This window comes from Rhodoferax sp. ZS1R8, from assembly GCF_056521325.1.
Genome location: NZ_JBWMBA010000001.1, coordinates 641823 through 667989 on the forward strand (window position 1 = coordinate 641823; position 26167 = coordinate 667989).

General features: G+C 61.5%; 25 protein-coding genes. 14 read left to right on the plus strand and 11 right to left on the minus strand.

The window, feature by feature from the left end; translation table 11 throughout:
• Positions 1-102: 102 nt before the first annotated feature.
• Entirely contained in the window at positions 103-2268 is a 2166-nt protein-coding gene (locus AC097P_RS03020; RefSeq protein WP_479608874.1) for a TonB-dependent receptor, read from the plus strand.
• A gap of 27 nt (positions 2269-2295) precedes the next feature.
• Here AC097P_RS03020 and AC097P_RS03025 read toward each other — a convergent pair whose 3' ends face one another.
• Complete coding sequence (locus AC097P_RS03025; protein ID WP_479608875.1) at positions 2296-3174, minus strand: AraC family transcriptional regulator; 879 nt, start codon at positions 3172-3174, stop codon at positions 2296-2298.
• Between the two features lie 110 nt (positions 3175-3284).
• Here AC097P_RS03025 and AC097P_RS03030 point away from each other — a divergent pair, with 110 nt between their 5' ends.
• Positions 3285-4019 carry a hypothetical protein gene (locus AC097P_RS03030; RefSeq protein ID WP_479608876.1) on the plus strand — a complete coding sequence of 245 codons (735 nt, stop codon included), beginning with the start codon at positions 3285-3287 and terminating at the stop codon, positions 4017-4019.
• Between the two features lie 44 nt (positions 4020-4063).
• Positions 4064-4609, plus strand: a complete 546-nt coding sequence (locus AC097P_RS03035; RefSeq protein ID WP_479608877.1) for a carboxymuconolactone decarboxylase family protein — start codon at positions 4064-4066, stop codon at positions 4607-4609.
• Here AC097P_RS03035 and AC097P_RS03040 read toward each other — a convergent pair whose 3' ends face one another.
• A complete protein-coding gene (locus AC097P_RS03040; RefSeq protein ID WP_479608878.1) occupies positions 4610-4861 on the minus strand; it encodes a hypothetical protein in 252 nt (83 codons plus the stop codon).
• Positions 4862-5107: 246 nt separating this feature from the next.
• Positions 5108-6133 (minus strand): sulfate ABC transporter substrate-binding protein, encoded by a 1026-nt coding sequence (locus tag AC097P_RS03045; RefSeq protein WP_479608879.1) that lies wholly within the window; start codon positions 6131-6133, stop codon positions 5108-5110.
• 168 nt (positions 6134-6301) lie between these two features.
• Between AC097P_RS03045 and AC097P_RS03050 the strand changes: the two genes are divergently transcribed.
• A complete protein-coding gene (locus AC097P_RS03050) occupies positions 6302-7246 on the plus strand; it encodes a tetratricopeptide repeat protein (RefSeq protein ID WP_479608880.1) in 945 nt (314 codons plus the stop codon).
• A 2-nt stretch (positions 7247-7248) separates the two neighbouring features.
• Here AC097P_RS03050 and nhaR read toward each other — a convergent pair whose 3' ends face one another.
• Positions 7249-8142, minus strand: coding sequence for a transcriptional activator NhaR (nhaR, locus tag AC097P_RS03055; RefSeq protein ID WP_479608881.1), 894 nt, complete (start codon positions 8140-8142; stop codon positions 7249-7251).
• 122 nt (positions 8143-8264) lie between these two features.
• Here nhaR and AC097P_RS03060 point away from each other — a divergent pair, with 122 nt between their 5' ends.
• Complete coding sequence (locus tag AC097P_RS03060; protein ID WP_479608882.1) at positions 8265-8804, plus strand: Rrf2 family transcriptional regulator; 540 nt, start codon at positions 8265-8267, stop codon at positions 8802-8804.
• 82 nt (positions 8805-8886) lie between these two features.
• Here the strand turns inward: AC097P_RS03060 and AC097P_RS03065 are convergent, their stop codons facing one another.
• Positions 8887-9696, minus strand: coding sequence for an AraC family transcriptional regulator (locus tag AC097P_RS03065; protein ID WP_479608883.1), 810 nt, complete (start codon positions 9694-9696; stop codon positions 8887-8889).
• Between the two features lie 132 nt (positions 9697-9828).
• Between AC097P_RS03065 and AC097P_RS03070 the strand changes: the two genes are divergently transcribed.
• The 3 genes from AC097P_RS03070 (at position 9829) to AC097P_RS03080 (ending at position 12806) form a co-directional block, all read left to right on the plus strand.
• Complete coding sequence (locus tag AC097P_RS03070; RefSeq protein WP_479608884.1) at positions 9829-10737, plus strand: DMT family transporter; 909 nt, start codon at positions 9829-9831, stop codon at positions 10735-10737.
• A gap of 276 nt (positions 10738-11013) precedes the next feature.
• Positions 11014-12033: a glycosyltransferase family 4 protein gene (locus AC097P_RS03075; protein ID WP_479608885.1), complete on the plus strand. Its 1020-nt coding sequence runs from the start codon at positions 11014-11016 to the stop codon at positions 12031-12033.
• Between the two features lie 170 nt (positions 12034-12203).
• Positions 12204-12806, plus strand: coding sequence for a lytic transglycosylase domain-containing protein (locus AC097P_RS03080; RefSeq protein ID WP_479608886.1), 603 nt, complete (start codon positions 12204-12206; stop codon positions 12804-12806).
• Positions 12807-12822: 16 nt separating this feature from the next.
• Here the strand turns inward: AC097P_RS03080 and soxR are convergent, their stop codons facing one another.
• A complete protein-coding gene (gene soxR, locus AC097P_RS03085; protein ID WP_479608887.1) occupies positions 12823-13308 on the minus strand; it encodes a redox-sensitive transcriptional activator SoxR in 486 nt (161 codons plus the stop codon).
• Between the two features lie 71 nt (positions 13309-13379).
• Between soxR and AC097P_RS03090 the strand changes: the two genes are divergently transcribed.
• The 3 genes from AC097P_RS03090 to AC097P_RS03100 all read left to right on the plus strand — a co-directional run bounded on the left by AC097P_RS03090 (position 13380) and on the right by AC097P_RS03100 (position 17366).
• Positions 13380-14384, plus strand: a complete 1005-nt coding sequence (locus AC097P_RS03090; RefSeq protein ID WP_479608888.1) for a questin oxidase family protein — start codon at positions 13380-13382, stop codon at positions 14382-14384.
• A 56-nt stretch (positions 14385-14440) separates the two neighbouring features.
• Positions 14441-15085, plus strand: coding sequence for a glutathione S-transferase family protein (locus tag AC097P_RS03095; protein WP_479608889.1), 645 nt, complete (start codon positions 14441-14443; stop codon positions 15083-15085).
• A gap of 142 nt (positions 15086-15227) precedes the next feature.
• Positions 15228-17366 (plus strand): carboxy terminal-processing peptidase, encoded by a 2139-nt coding sequence (locus tag AC097P_RS03100; RefSeq protein ID WP_479608890.1) that lies wholly within the window; start codon positions 15228-15230, stop codon positions 17364-17366.
• A 37-nt stretch (positions 17367-17403) separates the two neighbouring features.
• Here AC097P_RS03100 and hisS read toward each other — a convergent pair whose 3' ends face one another.
• Both hisS and AC097P_RS03110 read right to left on the minus strand, forming a co-directional pair.
• Positions 17404-18723: a histidine--tRNA ligase gene (gene hisS / locus AC097P_RS03105; RefSeq protein ID WP_479608891.1), complete on the minus strand. Its 1320-nt coding sequence runs from the start codon at positions 18721-18723 to the stop codon at positions 17404-17406.
• A 158-nt stretch (positions 18724-18881) separates the two neighbouring features.
• Positions 18882-20930, minus strand: a complete 2049-nt coding sequence (locus AC097P_RS03110) for a prolyl oligopeptidase family serine peptidase (protein WP_479608892.1) — start codon at positions 20928-20930, stop codon at positions 18882-18884.
• Positions 20931-21064: 134 nt separating this feature from the next.
• Between AC097P_RS03110 and AC097P_RS03115 the strand changes: the two genes are divergently transcribed.
• Complete coding sequence (locus AC097P_RS03115) at positions 21065-21751, plus strand: glutathione S-transferase family protein (RefSeq protein WP_479608893.1); 687 nt, start codon at positions 21065-21067, stop codon at positions 21749-21751.
• Here AC097P_RS03115 and AC097P_RS03120 read toward each other — a convergent pair.
• Positions 21748-22647 (minus strand): LysR family transcriptional regulator, encoded by a 900-nt coding sequence (locus AC097P_RS03120; RefSeq protein ID WP_479608894.1) that lies wholly within the window; start codon positions 22645-22647, stop codon positions 21748-21750. The genes AC097P_RS03115 and AC097P_RS03120 overlap by 4 nt on opposite strands.
• Before the next feature lie 87 nt (positions 22648-22734).
• Here AC097P_RS03120 and AC097P_RS03125 point away from each other — a divergent pair, with 87 nt between their 5' ends.
• Together AC097P_RS03125 and AC097P_RS03130 are read left to right on the plus strand one after the other, a co-directional pair.
• Positions 22735-23445 carry a glutathione S-transferase family protein gene (locus AC097P_RS03125; protein WP_479609462.1) on the plus strand — a complete coding sequence of 237 codons (711 nt, stop codon included), beginning with the start codon at positions 22735-22737 and terminating at the stop codon, positions 23443-23445.
• Positions 23446-23542: 97 nt separating this feature from the next.
• On the plus strand, positions 23543-24553 hold the full coding sequence (locus tag AC097P_RS03130; RefSeq protein WP_479608895.1) for a hypothetical protein: 1011 nt from the start codon (positions 23543-23545) through the stop codon (positions 24551-24553).
• 7 nt (positions 24554-24560) lie between these two features.
• On the opposite strand, the gene AC097P_RS03135 is transcribed toward AC097P_RS03130, so the two are convergent.
• Together AC097P_RS03135 and AC097P_RS03140 are read right to left on the minus strand one after the other, a co-directional pair.
• Complete coding sequence (locus AC097P_RS03135; protein ID WP_479608896.1) at positions 24561-25343, minus strand: 3-hydroxybutyrate dehydrogenase; 783 nt, start codon at positions 25341-25343, stop codon at positions 24561-24563.
• A gap of 53 nt (positions 25344-25396) precedes the next feature.
• Complete coding sequence (locus AC097P_RS03140; protein WP_479608897.1) at positions 25397-26134, minus strand: acetoacetate decarboxylase; 738 nt, start codon at positions 26132-26134, stop codon at positions 25397-25399.
• Between the last annotated feature and the right edge of the window lie 33 nt (positions 26135-26167).

Consider the following 26167-nt stretch of genomic DNA (forward strand, 5'->3'; position numbering starts at 1 on the left):
GCATAACCCCGTCCGCGAGCCCTGCCGTGGACGTGTCGCCTTGCTGGCGCACAGATTCTGTTGGGCCCCACCCGTTGTTCAAATCCATTCCAGGAGTCCCCTGTGGAAACTCGCTCCCCTTTTAAACGCCCATCCAAGGCCAACACCCGCTTGATCGCCCCCTCCCGCAGCACCATCTCCCGGGCTTGCATGCTTTGCATGGCGCTCGCCGCGGCACCGGCCTTCTCACAATCGTCGGCAAGCACAGCTAGTACCACCTCTGACCCGGCTGCCGCTTTGGCGCCAGTGGTCATTCGGGGCACGTATGACAACGCCGTCGGCACCTCCGATGCCGCCAGCCAAGGCGTGGTCACGTCAAAGCTGATCGAAAACCGCCCGACATTGCGTCCAGCCGAGGTACTGGAGTTTGTGCCCGGAGTCATCGTTACGCAGCACAGCGGCGACGGCAAAGCCAACCAATACTTTCTGCGCGGCTTCAACCTCGACCACGGAACCGATTTCGCCACCTACGTGGACGGCATGCCCGTCAACATGCCAACGCACGCCCATGGCCATGGCTACAGCGACCTGAACTGGCTGATTCCCGAACTGGTGAACCGCATCAGCTACAAAAAGGGTCCTTACTTTGCGGACGAGTGCGACTTCAGTTCGGCCGGCGTGGCGCGGCTCGGGCTGTTCGACACCCTGCCAGAGGGCATTGCGTCCCTCACGCTGGGTGAAAACAGCTACGCCCGTGCGCTGCTGAGCCAGTCCGTTCCCTGGCAGGACGGCAAGCTGCTCTACGCATTGGAAACCGCCCACAACAACGGCCCTTGGCAAGAGCCCGAGCGCTTTCACCGGGCCAACGGTGTCTTGCGCTACAGCACCAACACCGAGAGCGCTAAAACCAGCTTCACCGCCATGGCCTACACCGCAGCCTGGCATTCCACCGACCAGATTCCACAACGCGCTGTAGACCAGGGCCTGGTGTCCCGCTTCGGCGCGCTGGACCCTACCGACGGCGGCAACACCGAACGCTACAGCCTGTCCTTTCAAACCGAGCGCAAGGCGGACACCGGCACCTTCAAGGCCAATGCCTACGCCATCGCATCCAAGCTGAATCTGGTGTCCAACTTCACCTACAACCTGGACCAGCAAGAACCGCCTGGCAACGCCGACCAGTTCATCCAGGCAGAAAACCGCACCGTGCTGGGCGGTGCCGCCAGCCGATCGTTTGCCACACCCTTCGGCGGCCTGGACAGTACAACCACCGTTGGCGCCAGCCTGCGCACGGACCGGCTGGACCCCGTCGGTCTGTACCAGGGCCTTGCCGGGCAGCGCACCGCGACCGTACAAGAGAGCCAAGTGCGCCAAAGCCTGTTGGGTGTGTACGCAGAAAACTCCACCGCATGGACACCGACCTTTCGCACCCTGTTGGGGCTGCGCCACGACCGCATGGACGTCGACGTGCGCAGCTCCATCGCCGACAATTCGGGCCAAAACAGCGCCGACCTGACCAGTCCCAAGCTGTCATTGATACTGGGGCCGTGGAACCAGACCGAGTTTTTTGTAAACCTTGGAGGCGGCTTCCACAGCAACGATGCCCGGGGCGCTACAGCGCGCATCGCACCGAAGGAAGGAACTCCGATAGACCCGGCTCCCGCGCTGGTGCGCACGACCGGCAGCGAGCTGGGGTTGCGCACAGAAGCCATCCCGGGGCTGCAAAGTTCTCTGGCACTGTGGCAACTCGACATTGGCTCGGAGTTGGTTTTTTCCGGTGATGCGGGCGATACCGCGGCCAGCGGCGCCAGCCGGCGCTACGGTGTCGAATTCAACAACCACTACCGCGCTACACCGTGGTTGCTGCTTGATGCCGACATTGCCTTCTCGCGTGCCGCGTTCAATGCACCGCAGGGTGATGCGCCGAACGCTGGGCGCTATATACCCGGCTCGGTTGAAACCGTGGTGTCAGTGGGGGCCACAGTGAGCGATAGGGGCCCGTGGTCGGGTCAGTTCCAGTTGCGCTACTTTGGTCCGCGGCCTTTGATCGAAGACAACAGCCAACGCTCCGATGCCACAACGCTGGCCTACTTGCGCGTGGGTTACCAGCTCAGCCGCAAAACCAAACTCGCGCTGGACGTGTTCAATGTGTTTGACAGCAAAGCCAGTGACATCGACTACTACTATGTATCGCGGCTCAAAGGTGAACCGGTGGAGGGGGTTGCGGACCGGCACTTTCACCCGGTGGAGCCACGCAGCGTGCGCTTGACATTGACCTCACATTTTTGAGGTGTGCCGGAACTGCGCAGGGGCACTCTACGCGTTAAACGCCGTACGGTGCTCCAGCCACTGCCGGGGCGACATGCCCGCGCGTTGTGCAAATACACGGGACAGGGCTGACGCGTTCGCGTAGCCCAACTCCTGGGCGATGTGTTTCACTGAGCGCCCTTGGTGGAGCTGCTTCTTGGCCAAGGCCATGCGCCAATCGGTCAAGTAGTCTGCCGGGCCAACACCCACGACTTTTTTGAACCGCGTCGCAAACGCGCTGCGCGACATCACCGCCTGGTCTGCCAAGGTCTCTACCGACCATGGCGCCTGCGGGCTCTCGTGCATGGCGGTGAGTGCGCGGGCCAGTTGGGGGTCCGCCAAGCCGGACACCAGGCCCATCGCCACACCGCCCTCCTCACCATGGTCCAGCAGCCAGCGCAGCAGCTGCAGCAGCACCACTTCGAACAAACGGTCCACCATCAGTCGGTGGCCGCAGCGCAGCTGGTCTGCCTCTTGGAACAGCAGGTCCAACGCAGCCGACAGGCGTGGGACGCTGGCCAACGGCAGCACGATCAGCGGCGGCAAGGCCCGTACCAGCGGATGGCTGGCACCACCCTCAAAGTGGACAGACGCGCACGTGAAATCCGAGCCCTCTTCGGGCGCGTTGTGGAACTGATGGGCCAGGGGCTGGGGGTAGAAAAACAGCGTGGGCTCTCGCGCCTCAATGCGCCGCAGCACCTGCGCGCCCTTGCTGTGGGTGACCACCATCTCACCCTTGCGCAGCACATGAAAGAAGCCCCTGCCGGGCTCTGCATCGAAGGTGCTGACACCACATAGCGCACCGGTGTGGAACAGCCGCGCCGACACCTGGAATCGCTCCAACAGCGACGAGAGCCTGTCCAAAGCCTGGATGGGGTGAGTACTCATTTTGTACGAATGGGTATGTTTTATGGATTAACAGATACCAATGATACGCGCCAAAGGGCGAAACTTCTTTCTGTGCAGCGTTGCACCACTCCAACTGAAGAGGTATTTCCATGACATTGCATTCAACACTCACGCGACTCACCGTGGCCTTGGCCTGTGCCGGTACTGCGCATGCCGCAGTGGCACACGACGGCACGCACACGGGCGGCATCCAAACCGCGCCCAGCGCCAAGGTCAAAGCGCCGTTTGACGTTTTCCATACGCGCATCACCACTGAGGGCAACATCGCGACCTTCCATATCGCGGTGTCGGGCAAGGCCGGCGCCAACAAGCCGGGCAAGACCGGCAAGCTGGCCGGCAGCACCGTGTTCTCCTACGTGTGGCCGACCACCATAGACCCGTCCGCCGTAGGTTTCGAAGCCAAAAGCGGCATCCTGGCCTTTGCGGTGACCAGCCACCCCGATTTCAACGACACCCCGCTGTTCGCCGGCGGTGGTGGCGAATGGCACTCGCACTGGGTCGTGCTGCAGACCGATGAAGCCTGCGGACCAGGCGCCTTGAAGGTGGTGGATATTCCCGAAGGCGCCAAGCCCAAGTTGCCCAAGACATGGCCTGGCCTGCCCATCCTGATCGACAGCCCCGGCTGGAACCCGGTGTTCAAAGGCAAATCGCTGGAGGTCAAGGTGCCGTTCGACGACATTGGCGTCGTCCAGGCAGCCAGTTTTGATGGCGTGACGGCCGCGTTGCGCGTCAATGCCAGCGTGCACAACCCGCTGCTGTGCGTGGCAGACGTCTTCAAAGTCGCCTCGGGCAATTTGTCGCTACCCGGCAAAGTCGACCACTGATCCTGATCCCCCAACCCTTCACTTTCACTTCAAGGAAACTTACCATGTCACGCGTACAACTTATCAACCCGACCGACACCACAGCCGAGCGCCAGGTTTTGCTGGCCCAGGTCCATAAAGCCTTTGGCGCGACGCCCAATATGTTCAAGGCGGTAGCCAACTCGCCCGCTGCGCTGAAGAGCATGTGGGGTGCTTTTGGCGCACTCGGCTCGGGCGTATTGGGGGCCAAACTGGGCGAGCAGATCGCCGTGGCCATTGCCGACCAGAACCGCTGTGAATACTGCCTGGCAGCCCACACGGTGCTGGGCAAGGGGGCTGGCGCCAGTGCGGATGAAATGTCAGCTGCGCAAGCCGGCCGCTCTGCAGACCCCAAGACGCAAGCCGCGCTGGACTTCGCACGCAAGATCGTGCGCAACCGCGCACAACTGTCGAATGACGACATCGCCGCACTGCGCGCTGTAGGCTACACCGACGAGCACATCGTCGAGATCCTGGCCCATGTCGCGCTGAACATCTTCACCAACTATGTCAACGTGGCGTTCGATGTGCCGCTGGACTTTCCCAAGGTGAACCTGAACCCGGTCGTCTGATCAGGTCTCTTTTTTCGGAGCATCGGGGTCTGCCTTCTTCAGACCCCGAATGTTCATTGCAGCCAGGCAAAACTGCAGCGCTACCAGGGCCCATGCATGTGCGGGCCAGCCCCATACGACCCACAGGCAGTTGCTCGCAAAGAAGGTCCAAAACCCCCAGAACCGCAAGCGCTCGCGGGTTGAGCCCACCAACCACGCAGCCGCTACCGACGCGGCAAACGCAGGCCATTGCAAGAGGTCGATCCAATCCATGGCCCCTCCACCACTGCGGGTTCAAGTTTCGATGGGCCATCTTATTTTTTGCACGCTATGGCATCTGTGCGACCCCGCACACGCTCTCTGCTAAAACACGATGACCGCCTCGCCCTTGACATTGGGGTTGAACATTGCTATCAAAAAGTGAGCTGCTTACGCGCGTCCGGCGGGGGCTACAGACTAAAGTCGCTTAAGGCTGACCAGCGTGATGGCCAGCGCGGCTGGCGTGACTGCTTTGATTGCTCAGCGCTTCACGTAGATCTGGTCAAAGCTGCCGCCATCGGCAAAGTGCTCCTTGTCCGCCTTGGCCCAGCCACCAAAGGCCTCATCGATCTTGAACAGTTTGATGGGCGCGAACTGTTTGATGTACTTGGCCTTGGCCTTCTCCGACACGGCGGGGCGGTAGAAGTTTTTGCCGGCAATGTCCTGGCCTTCTTCGGTGCACAGGTATGCCAGGTAGGCCTGGGCTACGGCGCGGGTACCCTTCCTGTCCACGTTCCTGTCCACCACCGCAACGGCCGGTTCCGCCAAGATGCTCAAAGAGGGCGCGACGATGTCGAACTTGGAGCCGAATTCCTTTTCCAGCAGGTAGGCCTCGTTTTCCCAGGCGATCAGCACGTCACCCTGGTTGCGCTGCGCAAAGGTGATCGTGGAGCCACGGGCACCGGTGTCTAGTACGGGCACATTGCCATACAGCTTGGCAACAAATTCCTTGGCCTTGGCGTCAGAGCCGAACTTGCGCTTGGCAAATTCCCAGGCCGCCAGGTAGTTCCAGCGGGCGCCGCCCGATGTCTTGGGGTTGGGGGTGATGACCTTGACGTCCGGGCGGATCAGATCGTCCCAGTCCTTGATGTTCTTGGGGTTGCCCTGGCGCACGGCCAGCACGATGGTCGATGTGTACGGTGATGCGTTGTGTGGCAGCTTTTTCTGCCAATCGGGCGTGACCCAACCACCGTTTTTGACCAGCGCATCGGTGTCACCGGCCAGGCCTAGCGTGGCCACGTCAGCGTCCAGGCCGTCGATGATGGACCGGGCCTGCTTGCCCGAGCCCCCATGCGATTGCTTGATGGAGACGTCCTGGCCGGTCTTGGCATTCCAGTATTTCGTGAAGGCGGCGTTGAATTCGACATACAACTCGCGGGTGGGGTCGTAGGAGACATTCAGCAACTCGACCGGCTTTTGCGCCATGGCGCTGAGGCTGGCGCCAGCCAGTGCGGCGGTCAGGGCAAACGCGGTAAAGAACCGTCGGGAAGATGTGCGGGCAACCATGTGGACTCCAGAAAAATGCAACGCGAACAGTGCGATGGGTTGGATTCTGGAAGCCTCGCGTTAAAACTCGAACTACTGAATAATTGGTTTCAAATTACTTAAACATCTATTAGACGATAGCGGCGTTTGGCCCACAATCCAGAACCGACGACGATCCTCCGCAGTTTCATGCACAACGACAGTAGCAACCTGACCGGTCCGGGCTGCATGCCACGGCCCCGCCCACTGCGACAACCGCTGCGCGCTTGGTACCGTTTCGCCCTCACCACCACACTGCTCGTTACTGCGACTACCACTATGGCCATAGACCTCGCACCGCTCTGGGACTTCAGCAAGCCCGAAGTCAGTGAACAACGATTCCGCGTCAAGCTTGCTTCTGCCACCGGTGACGACGCACTGATTCTGCAGACCCAGATTGCGCGGACGTTTGGTCTCCGCAAAGACTTCTCTGAGGCCCAGAGCCTCCTCCAATCCATTGCCAAAGAGGTATCAACCGCCGGCCCCGAGGCCCGCGCCCGCTACGCGCTCGAACTGGGTCGCACCTACGCGTCCGCTGCGCACACGCCGCAAAACGTAACCGCGGAGTCCAAGCGTCTTGCGCGTGCGTCTTACGAAGACGCGCTTGCTATTGCCAAGCTTGCGCATCTGGATGGCTTGGCCATTGATGCCATTCACATGCTGGCATTCGTAGACACCGCGCCCGCTGATCAACTCAAGTGGGGACAAGAAGCCCTAGCCGTGGTGGAAGCGTCCTCGCAGCCGGAGGCCAAGAAATGGGAGGCATCCGTTCGGAACAACGTGGGCTACGCCCTGCACCAACTCGGTCAGTTTGACAAAGCCCTGGTCCAGTTCCAGCAAGCAGTCGTGCAGCGGGAGCAAGGCACGAATGCCGAGTCCATCCGGGTCGCGCATTGGATGGTGGCATGGACGCTGCGCGCCCTGGGTCGCATAGATGAGGCGCTGCAAACCCAATTACGTCTCGAACGTGAGTACGAGGCCGCCAAGGCGCCGAATCGCTACGTGTACGAAGAACTGGAGGCCCTCTACCGCGCCCGTGGCGACGCGGTCCGGGCGAAACACTATGCGGACCGCATGCAGGCGACTTTAGATTAGCCTCACCCAAACAGCTGCCCCCGCGCCACCCCTGTGATTGCCACCACACAGGGGTGGGTGATGCGCCGCTCCACAGAGACCGCGAAGAACTCGTCCACCAGTTCCTCTGTCCGCCCGATCACCTCCACACCAAACTGCGACACGGTGTCCCGCTCCATCACGGTAGGCGCAATAAACACCCCCCGCCCCTCGCGCCCAAACGCACTCATCAGCGCGCCGTCATCAAATTCGCCAATGATGCGCGGATGGATCTGGTGGCGGGTCATCCACCCCTCCAGCTGCTGGCGCACCGAGGCCTGGGCCCCGGGGATCAGCAACGGGAAGTCGTTCAGGCAGTGGGGAAACACCCCCTTGAGTTGCCCCTTCAGGGATGGAGCGCAGAAAAAGCTCATGGCCGTGCGGCCCAATGGGTGGTTGAAAGCCTTGACGTTCAGGCGCTTGGACATCGGCTCGTCGGCAATCACCAGGTCCAGCCGATTCAGCGCCAGCTGGGCCAGCAGGTCGGGGAACTTGCCCTCGTGGCAGACCAGACGCACGGGCTCAGCCACCGCCAGCGCCGGCTCCAACAAGCGGTAAGCGATGGATTTGGTTACCGAATCAGCCACGCCAACCCTGAAATCCAGCAGCCGCTGGCCGCCATGGGCCTGGCGCACGGCGGTTTCCAGCTCGGTGCCCAGCGCAAAGATCTGGTCGGCGTAACCCATCGCCAGGTGGCCGTCTTCGGTCAGCTCCAGCTTGCGCCCACTCTTACGGAACAATTTGCGGCCAAACCAGTCTTCCAATAGCTTGATCTGGCCTGACAAGGTTTGCGGCGTAGTGTGTAATTGCTCACCTGCGCGCATGATGCCGCCGGCTTTGGCCGTAACCCAGAAGTAGTGAAGGTGTTTGAAGTTCATGGCGGCTCAATACTTCCGTTTTTACGAAGTTAAATTGTTACAAATTCGAATTTACGCGAAGCATTGTGGCGCATACATTCATATTTCACCAGCCACCTTTTGAGCTGGAAGGAGTAAACCCCATGCGATTGAGTACACGCGGCCGATTTGCCATCACTGCCATGATTGACCTGGCCTTGCGCCAGACATCCACGCCCGTGCCGCTGGCCGATCTGGCACAACGCCACCGTATTTCCATGTCCTATCTCGAGCAGATGTTTGCCAAGCTGCGCCACCAGGGCCTCGTCGAAAGCACCCGCGGCCCGGGCGGCGGTTACACGCTGGCCCGCGCGGCAGCCACTATTTCGGTGGCCGACATCGTCGGCGCGATTGAAGACGGCGCCAGCGCCCCGCAAACCGAAGGCAGCCCGCGCGAGACCTCGGCCAGCGCCCAAGCCATGACCCAGGATTTGTGGGACGCGCTGCAAACCACGGTGCTGGCCTACCTGAAGACGGTCACGCTGCAAAGCCTGGCCGATGAGCAAAAGGCCAAGGGATTCCAGGTGCAAGAGCGCCGACCGGTGCAAAAGGGCGTGTTTGCCAAGCCCAAGCAGGAAAAGCCCCGCGCCAGCACGCCGAACTCGGTGTTTGCGCTGGCCAACGCCTGGGCCGGCCGCGGTTAGTTTTTAGCGCAAGCCTCAATGTCACTATGAAATTCATAGCGGCTTACGCGCGCTGCACGAGGGCTACAGCCCGATTGGACACTCAGGCTTTGGCTGCAGCCGGCCTTGCCGCCCCTTTGCGGTGTTCGTCCGGCGTGGTGCCCACTAGGCGCTTGAACATGCTGATGAAGGCGGACGCGCTGCCGTAGCCTAGGTCGAGCGCGATGGTCTCCACGGTCTGACCGGCCACCAGCATCGGCATGGCCCTGACCACGCGCAGACGCTGGCGCCATTCAGCCACCGACATGCCCAGGTCGCGCTGGGCGCGGCGCATCATCGTGCGTTCGGTGCTATGGGCGGCCCGGGCGAGTTCCGCCAACGAGCGGTTGTCACCTGGCTGCGCCTGCAGCACGCGCAGCACGGCACTCAGCGCCGGGTCGTCGGAGCCAGGCAGGTAGCTGCCGGCGCGTGGGGCTTGGGCCAATTGGTCCAGCAACACCTGCAGCAGGCGCGCCCCTTCAGCCGTGGCCAGATCTTCTGGCGGAAACTGGCGCAGGTGCTCCAGTAGCGCGCGCACCAACGGGCTCACCGTCAGCGCGCAGGGCGTCGCGGGCAGCACCACACAACCCGGGCGCGCAATGTATAGCGAGCAGTGGTGCGCCTCCAGCCGGTTCAGGCCTACGTGCTGCAGATCCGGCGGCAGCCAAATGCCGTAGTGCGGCGGCGCCAGGTAGTGGTGCTCTGCCACCTTGACCTCCATGACGCCGCTGAACGAATACACAAACTCGCCCCACGCGTGCTGGTGCTGCGGATAAACGCCTTGCGCCGGCACATAGGCACTGCGGAACATGATGGGCGCTGGCAGCTGCGGGCTGTGCAGCGGGATCTCCAGCTTGGGCGAAAGTATTGGCATGGTTTTGGGCCGTGGATGCGGTTGGCGAGCGGATGGCGGTCACGCGCTATGACTTGTCGGTTATTCACTATATCAAGCGAAGGCGTCAACTTGATAATCCGCCAACGCTGACAAACCTCTAGGGATCGAACCATGGATACGCGCAAAGCGCTGGACGGACAGGCAGTAGGCCTGATGCTGCTTTTGTGCCTGGTGTGGGGTCTGCAACAGGTGGCGCTGAAGGCCACCGCTGCCGAGATTGCACCCATCTTCCAGATCGGGCTGCGCTCGGGTGTAGCCGCTGCGCTGGTCGGCCTGGTCATGCTGGCGCGGGGCGAGCGCCTGGCGCTGGCGCAGACCGGGCGCGCCGGTCTGGTGGTGGGCTTGCTGTTTGGCTTGGAGTTCCTGCTGGTCGGTGAGGGCCTGCGCCACACCAGCGCCTCGCACATGGTGGTGTTCTTGTACACCGCGCCGATCTTTGCGGCGCTGGGCCTGCACTGGAAGCTGCCGGCCGAACGCCTGGGCGCCGTACAGTGGCTTGGCATTGCACTGGCCTTTGGCGGCCTGGCGCTGGCCTTCTTCAGCCGCGGTACGGGCGTAAGCCCGGCACCTGGCAATGTGCTGTGGGGTGACTTTCTGGGCCTGCTGGCCGGTGCAGCCTGGGGCGCTACCACCGTGGTCATCCGCTGCTCCACTTTGGCCACCGCGCCGGCCACGCAGACCCTGCTGTACCAATTGGTGGCGGCCTGCGTGCTGCTGGTGGGCGCGGCCTTTGCTACGGGACAGGCCCACTTTGAGCCCACGCCGCGCATCTGGGTGAGCCTGTTGTTCCACTCGCTTGTGGTGTCGTTCGCCAGCTTTTTGCTGTGGTTCTGGCTGCTGCGCAAATACCTGGCTTCTCGCTTGGGCGTGTTCTCGTTCATGACGCCGCTGTTTGGCATGGTGCTGGGCGCCTGGCTGCTGCAGGAGCCTATTGAAGGCGGTTTTTTGGTCGGCGCCGTGCCGGTGCTGCTCGGCATTGTGCTGGTCAGTGTCGGGGGCAAACACGCTCAACGGCTTTAGCGGTAAACACCCGGCGACCAAGCGCGTGGAACGGCACGGCAGCCGCAGACACCCCCCATACGCGCCGCAACCGCGGCGATAAGAACCGTCGGATAAATGCCACCCACGCAGCAGTTACACCCATCTGCGATAATTACAAACTGTTACATAAGCCCACGAGGGTTTGGGCATCCCGGGAGGGGCTGCTTAAACCGCCGGCTTACAGCAACTCAACAGTGAAAAGTGCGGTCCCCGAAACAGGTACGGGGGTACCGCCGCCTTTAACCAGGGAAATGGATGCAAAAAATAATAATCGCCGCACCTTGGTCCCCCAGAGAGTGGACATGGCTACAGGGCAAGACACCTGCGCTTAGCGCTGCCGAGTGGCAATTTTTTAGCGCCCATCCTGTGCGCGTATGGGAGCGCTTTGCCATGACCGAGCGGCTCTCGCGGATTCGTACGTGCTGGCAGGCGGCTCGGGCTTTTCACAGGGGTGACGTTGACATCATCGTTACCCACGGTCCGCTGTATGCGTTGTGGGTGGCTTTCTTCCTTCCCTCACGGCGAAAGCACGGCAAGTTCCTCGCGTTTTCCTTCAATTTCACGGAAGTTCCTGGCAGCTGGATGCTCCGCTTCATGCGTAAACAGTTTGCGAAGATTGACTGTTTCACGACGTACTCCACGATGGAGGTCGATTTGTATGCAGACCTTTTCGGTATCCCCCAGGGGAAAATCGACATGATTCACTGGGGCGCTAACCCACCCAGCCTGTCAGATACCGCGCCACTGATTGAAGGCGACTACATAGCGGCTATTGGTGGCGAAGGGCGCGACTACGCCACCCTCGTCGAAGCCGCCCGGCGCATGCCAAATTACCGCTTCGTCATCGTTGCCCGGGAAAAGAGTCTGTTGAATCTCGCCGTACCAGACAACGTGACAAGCTACAAAAATTTACCGCTGGCGAAAACCATGAACGTACTCCAGAACGCCAAGATTGCGGTGATACCCCTGCAGAGCAGCCAAACGCCGTGCGGACACGTCACCATCGTGGCGGGCATGCATCTGGGCAAAGCCCAGGTTGTCACCCGGTCCGAGGGAGTTGCCGATTACATTGAGGACGGAAAGACCGGCATGCACGCCCGGGCAGGTGATGTTGCGGATCTGAAAGACCAGATGACCCGACTCATGGATGACGACGCGTTGCGCAGCGGCATAGCATCCGGCGCACTGCGTTTTGCGCAAGAATTTTGCGCTGAATCCGCCACAGTGCGGTACTTTGACAGCATCGTGGTTGCGCTGGACGAATCACAGCATTGAACCGCTGATAAGCGGGAGAAATCGCTAGCATTCCCTGGTGGCTGGAGATTGCCGACGCGCCCATCACAGCGTATCCTTCTATCAACATGACAGTCACAACAAAGCAAGGTGTGCGCGTACGCAGCACGTGGCAGGCGGCACATTGGGTTATACGGCTAGGGGTACTCGCAATGTGCGGCACTATCTGCTCCGTGGCATTCGCGGCCGATGACAGCGCCAAGAAGACCGGGCCCAAGGTTTACAAATACATCAAGGGTGGCGTCGTATCTTTCTCGGACGTGCCGCCAGCCAAATTGGCTTACGTGGTCTTCAGCCCCTCGTGCTACGCCTGCAATGTCAACTCCAACATCGACTGGCATTCCACCCGTTTGCATGCCAACGAATACAGGGAAGAGATCGACCTGGCCGCACGCCAATACGCGCTGGACCCAGCGCTGGTGCGTGCCGTGATCCATGCCGAGTCTGGCTTCAACGCGCGGGCACGCTCGCACAAGGGCGCGATGGGCCTGATGCAACTGATGCCGGGCACGGCCCGCATGCTGGGCGTCGTCGATTCGCACAGCCCAAGCAACAACATCATGGGCGGCGCGCAGTACCTGGCCGAACTCTTGGCGCAGTTCAAAAACGATACCGCGCTGGCCGCAGCGGCCTACAACGCCGGCCCCGGAGCGGTACAAAAGTATGCAGGCATCCCGCCGTATTCTGAAACCCAGGTCTATGTGCAGCGGGTCAAGATATTGCACCAGCGGTACAAGGATGTTGGGCGCAGTTGAATCCCAAACCGACCCATCAGGCTTTCGGTGCACGATCGCCCAATAGGTAACGGGCGCCGGACCCGCGGCGCGCCGCTACATCGCCGGGGTTATACAGTGCGCACTGGGTCAGAGAAAGACAGCCACAGCCAATGCAGGAAGAGAGCTGGTCGCGCAGGCGGATGAGGTCGGCAATGCGTTGATCCAGTGCTGGCCGCCAGGCGCTGGACACACGCACCCAATCCTTCTGTGTCGGCGTGCGGCCGCCGGGCAGACTAGCCAGAGCCTCACGAATCTGGTCCAGCGATAGGCCTACAGACTGGGCGGCACGTATAAACGCCACCCTGCGCAAATCGCTACGGGCAAATTGACGTCTTCCCGCACTGTTGCGCTGGCTGCCCAGCAGGCCCTGGTCTTCGTAAAACCGCAGAGCGCTGGCTGCGACACCGCTGCGACGCGCCAGCTCACCAATAGGAATCAAGTGTTCGGTCATGCTTGACATCAAGTTAACTTTAACTTGCATGATAGGTGACTTTCCATCTCGTAGTTATTGGCCAATCCACTATGCACCAGAACCCTCCCCCATCAAACTCCGTGAGCGCCACATTGTGCGCACTGCTTGACGCCAACCTGCACCATCCACCCGAGTACCGTGGGCAGTTGACCAACCATTTGCCCATGGCCCTGCATGCCTTGTACAGCCTGGGCGCCAGCCCCAAGCGCATGCAGCACTTCTACGCCAGCTACAGCCGACGTTTCGGCAATATGCATGCCCCCGCACCCGCCCCCCTGACGAATCTGGATAACTTGGAATGGCGTGCGCTACGCGGCCAAGCCGACGCCTACCCTGCGCTTCTGACTTACTTCAATGACTTGGTTGCACGCGAAGGCATACAAGCCAGCTTGCAGCTTGCGCTTCCGGACCTGATATCAGGCGTGGCCGCTGCGGCCTTCCATGGAGTCATACGCACCGCGCATGCATTTCAAGCCGGCCATGAGCGGGAGTTGGCAGCAGCGCTAGCGTATTGGGCCTGGCGGTGGCAAACACTGATGGCGCCGACCACACCAACCGCGCTACTCTCCCTCCATGCCTGGGCACCACGTCTAGTACAAGAATCTATAGGTTGGCTTGCCAGCGGCCCACTGATCTCCATCCGCATGGCAGAGGCCAGCCGGTCCACGGTCTACGCTAGCTTGGCCTCAGCCCTGGAGCCAGCGTCTAGCCTGGCAGCACGCATTCAAGAGTTCGCCCAACTGGCCGCAGACCGCTACGTGCACTGCCCCAACTTCACGGTCTTACACATGATTACCGGTCTGCGGGCGCTGCGCACACTGTCGGCGTGGCTCGACGATTCGGAACTAGCGCAAGCCTTGCTGGCACAGAACTTTGTGGCCGCCTACCTCGCAGCCCAGGTCAAGCCACCGGACACCGCGTCCATGGCCGAGGCCCCCCTCCCCGGCTGGGATGCCATCATCGCTGCGGCATTAGCCTCAGACGACGACCACGTGATCAAACTCGTTCATGCCTGTCGTGAGGAGGCCGCCACATATGGGGAGGGCAAGTACCGGCGCGTGGCGGCACTGGTGACCAGCCTGTAAGGTCAGCCCCCTGTCTGACGAAAACGACCATAATTGATGTGCAGAGCCTTCCCACTATGCCAAACGACCACGCCCACACCCTGTTCGGCTCCCAAGGCTCCGGCTCCGCGGCTGTTGAAATCGCGCTGAACCTGTGCGCCCTGCCCTACCGCAACGTGCGTGCTTCGAGTTGGGAGGGCGACTCGGCCATTGAAGAGCTGGCCGCCGTCAACCCTCTGCGCCAGATTCCCACGTTGGTGCTGCCCAACGGATCGGTGATGACGGAGAGTGCCGCCATTCTGGTCCACCTGGGCTTGGAGCACCCGCACAGCGGCTTGCTGCCCGCCGACCCAAGCGCCCGCGCGCAGGCGATTCGCGGCCTGGTCTTCATCGCTGCCAACTGCTATGCGGCTTTGAGCATCAATGACTACCCGGCCCGCTGGACCACGGCCACCACCAAGCCCGCACAGGAGAAAGTGCGCCAGGGCGCCCGTGCACAACTGCACAAACACTGGGCCATCTTCGCCGACACCTTTGCCGCCCAGCCCTACCTGACAGGTGCTGCGCCCGGCGCCCTGGACATCCTGGCCGCGGTGGTCAGCAAGTGGGCGGGCACACGCGCCTACCTGCGGCAGCACCGCCCTGCCTTTGCCGACCTGGTGGAGCGCATCGAGGCCCACGAACGCGTAGCACCCGTCTTTCGCAAGCATTGGGCCGGCTAACGGATGCTTACAGGGACACATAGTTTTACACGGAGGCCGTTGAACTTTCGGGATCACGGCTGCTCGAACCCACGGTACACGCACCGCGTTGCGGCGCACCATTGCCCCTACCCCTTACCCGGTCGATAGAAACGGACATCGGATGAAACTGAAATTACTGGCTTTCCTACTCGCCTTTGCTACGGCCGCCCAGGCTGCGGTGTTGGTTCCGGACACGCAGGAGGCCAAGGCCGCGCGCATGGCGACCGAGCAACTGGCCCGCAACCACTACAAGGCCACGCCGGTGGATGAGGCTCTGTCAGCACGGATCTTTGACCAGTATTTGAAGGCGCTGGATCCGGAAAAGTTGTTCTTCACGCAGGCCGACATCGACCAGCTGTCCGAGTCTCGCACCAAGCTTGGCGCCGACATGTTGAACGACGATCTGGCACGGCCCTTCGCCATCTTCAACCTGTATGTCAAACGGGCCAATGACCGCTTTGGCCATGCGCGCGCATTACTCAAGGACGGCTTCAACTTTGCCACCGCCGAAAGCTACCAGTTTGTGCGCAAGAAACAGGCCTGGCCCAAGAACGAGGCCGAGGTGCAGGACCTGTGGCGCAAGCGGGTCAAGAACGACTGGCTGCGGCTCAAGCTGGCTGGCAAAGACGACAAGAGCATTGTTGACGTGCTGGGCAAACGCTACGACAGCAGCCTGAAGCGCATTGCCCGACTCAACAACGAGGACGCGTTCAACACCTATATGAACGCCTATACGATGGCAATTGAGCCGCACACGGCTTATATGGGCCCCCGCTCTGCAGAGAACTTCAACATTTCGATGCGGTTGTCACTGATTGGTATTGGCGCGGTGCTGACCGAGTCGAGTGAATACACAACGATACGGGAGTTGGTGGCCGGTGGACCGGCAGCCACGTCCGGCCAGTTGAAGGTGGGTGACCGTATCGTCGGCGTGGGCCAGGGCGAGACCGGCCCCATTACCGACATTATGGGCGCACGCCTGGACGATTCCGTCGCACTGATACGCGGCACGGCCGACAGTGTGGTACGACTGGAGGTACTGCCTGCCGAGGCGGGCACTGAGGGCAAGCACAAATTTGTGACGCTGGTGCGCAAGCCCATCACGCTGCAAGACCAGGCCGCCAAATCCTCGGTGCAAACAGTCACCGATGGCAAGGTCACCCACAGCATTGGCGTGATCACGCTGCCGTCGTTTTATGAAGACTTTGCCGGCAGGCAAAAGGGCGATCCGGAATACCGCAGTACCTCGCGCGATGTCGCGCAGCTGCTCAAAGAGTTGAAGGAAAAGAAGGTTGACGCCGTACTGATGGACCTGCGCAACAACGGTGGCGGCTCGCTGGGCGAAGTAGTGGAACTCACCGGCCTGTTCACGGGCAGGGGGCCGGTCGTACAGGTGCGGGATGCCAAGGGGCAGGTACACGTGATACCGGCCACCAAGTCGGATGCCGTATGGGAGGGCCCAGTAGGCGTGCTGATTAACCGCAACTCCGCGTCGGCTTCCGAGATCTTCGCCGCCGCCATTCAGGACTATGGCCGCGGCCTGGTGTTGGGCGAACCCAGCTTTGGCAAGGGCACGGTGCAATCCGTGATCAGCCTGGACCGTATCGCCAAGTCCGACAAGCCCCAGTTGGGTGAACTGCGGCTGACAACGGCGCAGTTTTTCCGCATCAATGGCGGCACCACGCAGCTGCGCGGCGTGACACCAGATGTGACATTCCCCGGCATGGTGGACACTGGCGAGTACGGTGAGGCGAGCCTGGACAATCCCCTGCCGTGGACGCAAATCCCGCCCGCTAACTATGCCCTGCGCGGTTCGATACGGGAGCAGCTGCCTATCCTGGTGGCCCAGCACAAGGCGCGTACCAAGGCCGAGAAAGACTTTCAGTACCTGCAGGAAGACATTGCCGAGTTCAACCGCATACGCAAGCAGAACGCTATTTCTCTGAATGAGGCTGAGCGCCGCAAGGAAAAGGATGCGCTGGAAGCCAAGCTGGCAGCGCGCAAGGCCGCTACCAAAGGCAAGAACGACAAGGACGGCAACAAGGCCGATGCTGACAAGGACGATGGACTGCAGGCCGGTGAGCGCGACGTGGCCGCTGAGCTGGCCGCTGAAAAGGCGCGCAAGAACGACAAGGACGTACTACTGGTCGAAGCTGCCAATATTCTGGGCGACCAGGTCGACCTGCTCAAGCCCGGCGTCAACCTCGCTGCCCGCCTGAAGCAGGTCCCCGCCCTCGGACAACAACAAACTCAGCAGTAAACGCCGGCTCAGCCAGCGACTTGGCCGTCGCTGCCTATCAGCCTGGCAACCAGGTATCCGGGTCTACCGCCGTTTGTTCACCAGTCAGCAGGTTCTTGACCTGGTGGCTGGCGTTCTCACCCAGGAACCAAACATACGGAATACCGCGCTTGGACGCCGCCTCGATCTGCTTGCCGTAGGCCTTGGGCAAATGGTAGAGGTCGGTGGCTATGCCGCGGCCACGCAGGCGGTTGGCCAGTGCGTTGGCAGCGGGGCGGCTGGCATCGTCGTTCAGCGCAACTAGCACATCGGTAGGCGTCTTGCGAGTCGGCTTCAACTGCCCTTTGGCAAACAGCAGGCCCAGAATGCGGGTCAGACCAATGGACATGCCCACGCCCGGCAGCTTGACCTTGGCGTCGCCGGCCAGGTTGTCATAGCGCCCGCCGCCACACACCGAGCCCGAAGATTCGAAGCCTTGCATCTGCCCTTCACACACCATGCCGGTGTAATAGGCCAGCCCACGCGCGATGGCCAGATCGGCGGACACCGAGGGTGGCAGGCCGGCCCCCAAACGGGCGGCGTTCAGGTCGGCGGCGTTGTCCAATACTTCGGTGAGTTCGGTCAGGCCCTCGTCCAAGAGCGGGGACTCGATACCCAGTGCCCGCACGCGGTCCACAAACGACGTGTCAGCGGTCTTGATGCTGGCAATGGCAAGGCACTGCGCCGCTTGGGCCTCGCTCAGACCCAGTTCGGTCTGCAGCAGCGCGGAGACCTTGGGTGCGCCGATCTTGTCCAGCTTGTCGACGACGCGCAGCACGGCATTCGTATCGGAAATGCCCAGGCCTTCGTAAAAGCCCTGGAGCAGTTTGCGGTTGTTGACACGCAAGGTAACGGGGGGAATCGGCAGCGTGCTGGTGACCACCGCCATCAGGCGCACGACCTCCGCGTCGTAGAAGCTGGGCAACTCGCCGTCGCCAATCACGTCGATATCGCACTGCGTGAACTCGCGGTAGCGGCCCTCTTGCGGGCGCTCGCCCCGCCAGACCTTTTGCATCTGGTAGCGCTTGAACGGAAAGCTCAGTTGGCCCTTGAACTGCTGCACATAGCGCGCAGTGGGCACGGTCAAGTCAAAGCGCAGACCAAATTCAGGCGGCTTCTTGGCCTCGGCCGCGTCTTCATGCAAACGCGCCAGCACATAGATTTCCTTGTCGTCGCCATTGCCGGACAACACTTGCGTGGGCTCCACGCTGCGGGTTTCGATGTTGGCAAAGCCGTACAGCTCGTACTGGCGGCGGATGGTGTCCATGCACTGCTGTTCCAGCAGGCGCTGCTCGGGCAGCCATTCCGGGAAACCGCTGATGGGGGCAAACTTGCTCATGGTAGGTAGGGGAGTCTGGATTGGGGTGCGTGCCGGTGCGGCAGGGCTCAAGTGTAAATTGCCGGCCGACAGGGGCACTCCGTTGGCGCCACCCGACTCGGATTCACTATGATTTACATAGCACTATCGCTATATTTCTAGAGGGCTAGCGGCGAATTTTACTTCAACGCACTCCACAGGAACGCAAAGCGCAGTGCCTGCAACTGCGCGCGCTGGCTGTTGTCGGCCGCGCCGCCATGGCCACCTTCCATGTTCTCGTAGTACAGCACGTCCTTATGGCCCTGCTCCAGCATGCGCGCTACCATCTTGCGGGCGTGGGCCGGGTGCACGCGGTCGTCGCGCGTGGACGTGGTGAACAGCACCTTGGGATAACGCACACCCGCTTTCACGTTCTGGTAGGGGCTGTATTGGCTGATCCAGGCCCACTCCTCGGCCACATCTGGGTCGCCGTATTCAGCCATCCAGCTGTTGCCTGCCAGGAGATGGTGGTAGCGCCGCATGTCCAGCAGGGGCACGGCGCACACCACGGCACCAAACAGCTCGGGGCGTTGCACCATAACGGCACCGACCAGCAAGCCGCCGTTGCTGCCACCGTAGATGCCCAAATGTTTGGCGCTGGTGATCTTTCGCGCGATCAGGTCTTCGGCGAGGGCTGCAAAATCGTCATAGCTGCGCTGCTTGTTGGCCTTGGTGGCGGATGTGTGCCAGGTGGGGCCAAACTCGCCACCGCCGCGGATATTGGCGATGACCAGCACGCCGCCCTTGGCATGCCAGGCCACGCCGTACTCACCGCTGTAGCTGGGTAATTGCGAGACCTGATAACCACCGTAGCCGTAGAGGATGGTGGGATTGCTGCCATCGGCCTTGGCGCCCTTGGGCCACACAACAAAGTAAGGAACTTTGGTTCCGTCCTTGCTGGTGGCGAATTGCTGCTCGGCACGCATGCCGTCCGTGTCGTAAAAGCGTGGCCGGCTCTTCAGCAATTCGCGTTTATCGCTGCCCGCCTGGCCCAGGTACAGGCTGTCGGGCGTGGTGAAGTCTGCGTAGTTCAAAAGGTAGCTGTTGGCCAAAGCATCGTCTTTAACAAACGGGTCGTGCAGGTTCGCCACGCTCAGCGTGCCGGGAAAGGGTGCATCGACCGCCCGGCGTATCCACTTGCCTTCTTGGTAGCTGAGTTCTTCAATGCGGCCGGCCACGTTGTCCAGAATGCTCAGCAGCACATGGTCGCGCGTGAACCTGACACCGCCGCTGGCGATGGAGCGCGTAGCCGTGGGCGCGAACAACACATCAAAGCGCCTATCGCCACCCAGCCATGCATCGAGTCGGATGCCCAGCAGCGTACCGGCCTTGTAAGTCTGGGCGCCTACCGTGTAGTCGCTGCGCAGTTGCAGAAAGGCCCACTCGCGGCTCCACAGCAGCGTCGCATCCGACGGCTTGTCCAGCCGCTGCAACACTTTGCCCTGCACCAAGAATTCTTCGGTATTGTAGAAGTCGGTAGCGCGGCCGACAACCACGCGTTCAAAACCTGGCGTGCGGTCCACCTGGACATAAGCCGACACGTCGCCCTGCAGCCCCTCAAATACGGTGCGTGCGTCCGCCACCGGCGTGCCACGCCTCCACTCCTTGACGATGCGCGGATAGCCACTCTTGGTCATGGAGTCCGGGCCGAAGTCAGTACCAACCAGGACGGTGTTGGCGTCCACCCAGTCTATACGGGACTTGGCCTCCGGCAGCGCGAAACCATCTTTGACAAAGCTGCGGGTACTCAGGTCAAACTCGCGCACCACGTGTGCGTCTGCGCCACCCCGTGACAACGACACCAGGCAGCGCGCGTACGTGGGTGCCAGACAGTCCGCGCCGGCCCAGACCCAGTTTTCGTTCTCGGCCTTGGCCAGCGCATCCACATCCAGCAGCGTCTCCCACTGGGGTTGGGGCTTTCGGTATTCGGCCAGCGTGGTGCGGCGCCACAGACCGCGCTTGTTGGTTGCGTCTTTCCAGAAATTCCACACATGTTCGCCGCGGCGGGTGATGTAGGGAATCTGGTCACGGTTGTCCAGCACCTCCAGTAGTTTGCTACGGGTCTGGGCGAAGCCGGGCACGGCCTCCAGCGCTACTTGCGACTGTGCATTGCGTTCGCGGGCCCAGGCAAGCGCACGCTCGCCCTGCACTTCTTCCAACCACAGGTGAGGATCATCGGGGGGTGACACGGTTTGAGCTCCAATGGAAGAGAGTGAGAGGGCAGTGATGCAGCACAACACCCAACGGGGTGCGGCGGGCGCAAAGAAACGCATACGGGCTCCTGAAACGAAGCCAGCATGATAGTGTGTGGATAATCATCGGCATGATCACCGTACACCACCTGGAAACCTCCCGTTCGCAGCGCGTGCTGTGGTTGCTCGAAGAGTTGGGCCTGCCCTATGAGATCAAACGCTACCAGCGTGATCCCAAGACGCGGCTGGCACCAGCTGCGCTGAAGGCCGTGCACCCTCTGGGCAAGTCCCCGGTGATCACAGATGGTGACGAAACCATTGCCGAGTCGGGTGCCATCTTGGAATACCTGGCTGAACGCTACGGCGCGCAGGCTCAGGGCGAACTTGCGCAGCTGTTGCCCGTGCCGGGCAGCAAGGCCTACCGCCAGTCGCGCTTCTGGATGCACTATGCCGAAGGCTCGCTGATGAACTGGCTGGTCATGAAACTGGTGTTCATGACGATACCCAAGCAACCCATGCCCTTCTTTGTGCGGCCCATTGCGCGGGCGCTGTGCGGCAACGTTCAGGCCAAACTGATTGACCCGAATCTGAATACTGCACTCACCTTTATTGAAGACCACTTGGGGCGTAACACGTGGTTTGCCGGCGACGCCATCAGCATTGCCGACTTTCAGATGAGTTTCGCGGTGGAGGCTGCGCTGGCCCGCAGTGCCAACGCCCGCCAGTACGCCAAGCTACTGGCTTACCGCGACCGCATGGTGGCGCGCCCCGCATACCAGCGCGGCATTGCCAAGGGTGGCCCGGTTGTGATGAGCTAGTCCAGTAACAGGTTCTGCGACAGATAGCCGTACACGGCGGACACGCGCCGCAGATGGCGAGACTCGGTATGCGTCAGCAACCACAGCTCGGTCTGGCATTCGTCCAGCACCTCGGTCAGCGGCACAACATCTGTACGCCGCTGCGCTAGAAACACCGGCAGTATGCCAATGCCCAAGCCTTGCGCCACCAATTCAGCCACGGTCAATATGCTGTTGACGCGGTAGCGGGGCACTACCTTGGGGAAATGTTTTTTGCGCCACACCACGGAGGGGTGTTCTGGCAGTGCGTCGTCGGGCGCTATCCAGCTTGCCTGCGCGGCCACTGTGCCGTCAAAGTGCTTGATACCACCGCCCTTCTTCCCCGCGTTCTTGCCAGCATACAAAGCCACACGTATTGGCCCTATGTGTTTGCCCACCAGATGCTGGGGCGGGCGCTTGGTGGCGCGCACCGCAATGTCTGCATCGCGCCGGGTCAGGCTGGCCAGTTCGTTACCGGCGTGCAGGTCAAAACCCAGCAAGGGATGGCTGGCCTGCAAGGCCTTCAGCGCAGGTGCCACCAGGCCATGCAGCACCGTATCGGTGGTCGTGATGCGCACGGTGCCAGACACCTGCTCTGGCTGCAATTGCAGCACCGAGCGTGCAGCCTCCAGTTGCGCCTCTACCTGTTCGCCATGCCCCGCCAATTGCTGCGCCAGTTCCGACGGCAGATAACCGGCACGTGAACGTTCAAACAAGCGCAGGCCCAAGCCCTTCTCCACCTTCTGGATGGTTCGGAACACCGTAGACGCATCCAGCGACAGGCGTTCCCCGGCCTCGGCCAATGTGCCGGTGCGGGCCAGGGCGAGCACCACTTCCAGATCCACAGCGCTGAGTTTGTATTGCGTTAGTGCATTCATGCTTTGCATCCATGCCTATTTTCATTGCATATGCGAAATCGTACATTACATCCACCCGCAACCCTCTGGAGATTTGCAATGAACAGCATGCTGCCGCACGCCGCGCCGGAAAAACTCACCCTGTTCAGCCACCTGCTGTGCCCCTATGTGCAGCGCGCCGCCATCGTGCTGGCCGAAAAAGGCATCGCCTTTGAGCGCGTCAACATCGACCTGGCGAACAAGCCGGACTGGTTTTTGAAGATTTCGCCGCTGGGCAAGACGCCCGTGTTGTTGGTGGATGGTCAGGCCATTTTTGAATCCGCGGTCATCTGCGAATACCTGGAGGAGACCACACCGGGCGCGCTGCACTCAGTCGATGCGGTTACCCGCGCACAGCACCGGGGCTGGATGGAGTTCGGCTCCAGCGTGCTGAATGCCATCGCAGGCTTCTACGCTGCGCCCGACGACAGCCAACTGGCATTCAAGTCCGCAGAGATCGCAACCAAGTTCAAGCAGGTCGAGGAAGCGCTCACCGCGTCCACCGAAGGCCCCTACTTTGCCGGTGCGCATTTCTCCATGGTCGATGCGGTGTTTGGCCCCATCTTCCGCTACTTTGATGTATTCGACGGTATCGATGACTTTGGCTTCTTTGCCCACACGCCCAAGCTGCGTGTCTGGCGGGCAGCATTGGCAGTACGGTCGTCGGTGCGCGACGCCGTGCGCGCCGACTATCCCGATCTGCTGCGCAGCTTCCTGCTGGCACGCCAATCGGCCCTTTCCCGTCGCATGGTGGGCATGGACCAGATCGCGCTGGTCTGAGCGCGGCGCCCCGAGCCGCAGAAAGCTATGGAGGACATACGCGCAATAATCCCGCTGCCAGCTAGGCACACCAGGACCTAACAAAACGGGACGGGATATGGCGGAAGAAAAAGAGATTTACTACGAAATGCTGTGGGACTGCATGCAGTGCAACACCAAGGGGCTGCTCGGCGATTCGCACCGCCACTGCCCCACCTGCGGTGCGGCACAAGACCCGACCAAGCGCTATTTCCCCGAGCCCGGCCAGGAGGTCGAGGCCCGCAACCACCAGTTTGTCGGCGCGGACTGGAGCTGTGCGTATTGCAGCTCGCCCAATTCCGCAGCCGCCGCGCATTGCACCAATTGCGGTGCCGGCAAGGACGGCACCAAGCCCGTCGCCACCATCGTCGACGCTGCCGCCACACCCGCGCCCGTTGCAGCCACAACGCCACCCGCGAAACCACGCCCCGGCTGGTGGCGCTGGGCCTTCGCGCTGGTAGCCTTGACGGTTGTTGCGATGGGCATGTTATTCACCAGCAAGCATGAAACCACGGCGACCGTAGCCGGACGGACGTGGCAGCGTGAGATCCAGATCGAGCAGTTTGGCCCGGTGTCCGACTCGGCCTGGTGCGACAATGTGCCGGGCGATGCGTATTCCATCAGCCAGAGCCGCGAACAGCGATCTACCCGCCGCATCGAAGACGGCCAGACCTGCCACGACACGCGCATCGACAAGGGCGATGGCACCTTTGTCAAGCGCAAGGAATGCACGACGCGCTACCGCGAAGAACCCATCTACGACAACCGCTGCCGCTTCCAGGTCAACCGTTGGCGCGGCTACCGCACGGTCAAAGCGGGGCCGCAGACCGCCGCTGCGCCGATGTGGCCGGCGCTGGGCAACTTGGCAGCAGCCAACACGGGCAACAATCTGGGCGGCCTGGCGGGCAACGCGATGGGCGCTGAACGGGCCGGGCAGCGCAGCGAAAGCTATGTGCTGCAACTGCAGGCCGGCGGCAAGAACTGGACCTGCAACGTGCCGGAGAGCGTGTGGAACAAGTACGAGCAAGGCTCCACCGCACCGGTACAGGTGCGAACGGTCGGTGGCGTGGATTGCGCCAGCCTGAAGTAGCGCTTTTTTACTGCATGAACCAGCCGTGGCTGACCACCAGCGACTGGCCGGTCAGCGCGTTCGAGTTGAAGCTGGCAAACAGCAGGGCTACATCCGCCACGTCGCGCACAGTCGTGAACTCGCCGTCCACGGTCTCCTTCAGCATCACGTTCTTGATGACGTCTGCCTCGCTGATTCCGAGAGCCTTGGCTTGCTCGGGAATCTGCTTCTCCACCAGCGGCGTGCGCACAAAGCCCGGGCAAATCACATTGGCGCGGATGCCGTGCTTGCCGCCTTCCTTGGACACGGTTTTGCACAGACCTATGAGCCCGTGCTTGGCCGTGACGTAGGCTGACTTCAATACCGAAGCCTCTTTGGAGTGCACCGATCCCATGTAGATGATGCTGCCGCCCTTGCCCGATGCCTGCATGTGGGGCAGGCAGGCCTTGGTTGTCAAGAAAGCGCCGTCCAAGTGGATGGCCAGCATCTTTTTCCAGTCGGCAAACGGGAATTCTTCTATAGGGTGCACGATCTGTATGCCAGCATTGCTCACCAATACGTCCACACCGCCATACACGGCCACGACTTCGGCCACGGCAGCATTGACCTGGTCTTCACTCGTCACGTCCATCGCAACCGCCATCGCCGTACCGCCAGCTTTGATGATCTCGTCGGCGGCCTCTTGCGCCGCGTCCTTGTTCAGATCCGCGATGACGACCTTGCCACCTTCGCGTGCGTAGGTCAGTGCGATTTCCTTGCCGATGCCGCTGGCGGCGCCGGTGACGATGCAGACTTTGTCCTGGAGTTTCATGGTGGTAGTGCTTTCAATGTGTGAGGGGTTGCGAGAATTCTTTGTGCGCCGGTCTAGGCCAAGTAGTCATGGACCACGCTGCCCATACCCAACGTCATGTCAGACAGGATGTGCGTGCCCGACAAAACCTCCAGCACCGGCAGGCGGGCCACGGGTGCCAGTGCGTGGTGGGCGAGCTCCAATGCAGCCGGGCCGGTCCACGCGCCCTTGATGGTCACGTCTTCCAGAAAGTAGCGAACCAACTCACAAATGCGCGGCCCGCCATCCACATGGGGGATGATCTTCAGTAAAAAATTGGGTGTCAACATCGCAGCGCGTACCTTTGCAGGGTCCAGCGCCTGGTGCTTGTAGCCCATGGTCGCCGTGGCCACGCGCACCGAACCATAGTCCAGCGTGCCCAGCAGTGTATCGGTCTCCACCACCAGCCGGGGTGATGCCAGCTTTTTAGGGAAGCCCCACAACTCGCGGCCGCCCGCAATCGGCGCCTCGTCGTTCAAATACATGGAGTGCACGTAGCCCCCGGCCACACCCTCAAAAGTCACCGGTATCACCTGGCCCGATTCGGTGTAATCGCCAAAGCCGGTGGAGTCGGGCATGCGGATGAATTCATACTTGACGATCGGTTCCACAATTTGCAGCGGCTCGGGCACCACGGCGCGCAAAGCGTCCGGGTCGGTGCGATACGTCACGATCAGAAATTCGCGGTTGACAAAGCGGTAGGGGCCTGGCGGAAACGCGGGGCTGGTCAGCGGCATGGCAAACGCATTGCGCTTCACGTCAGCAATATTCATGGTGTAAGTACAGTGGATAAGTGTGTCAAATTC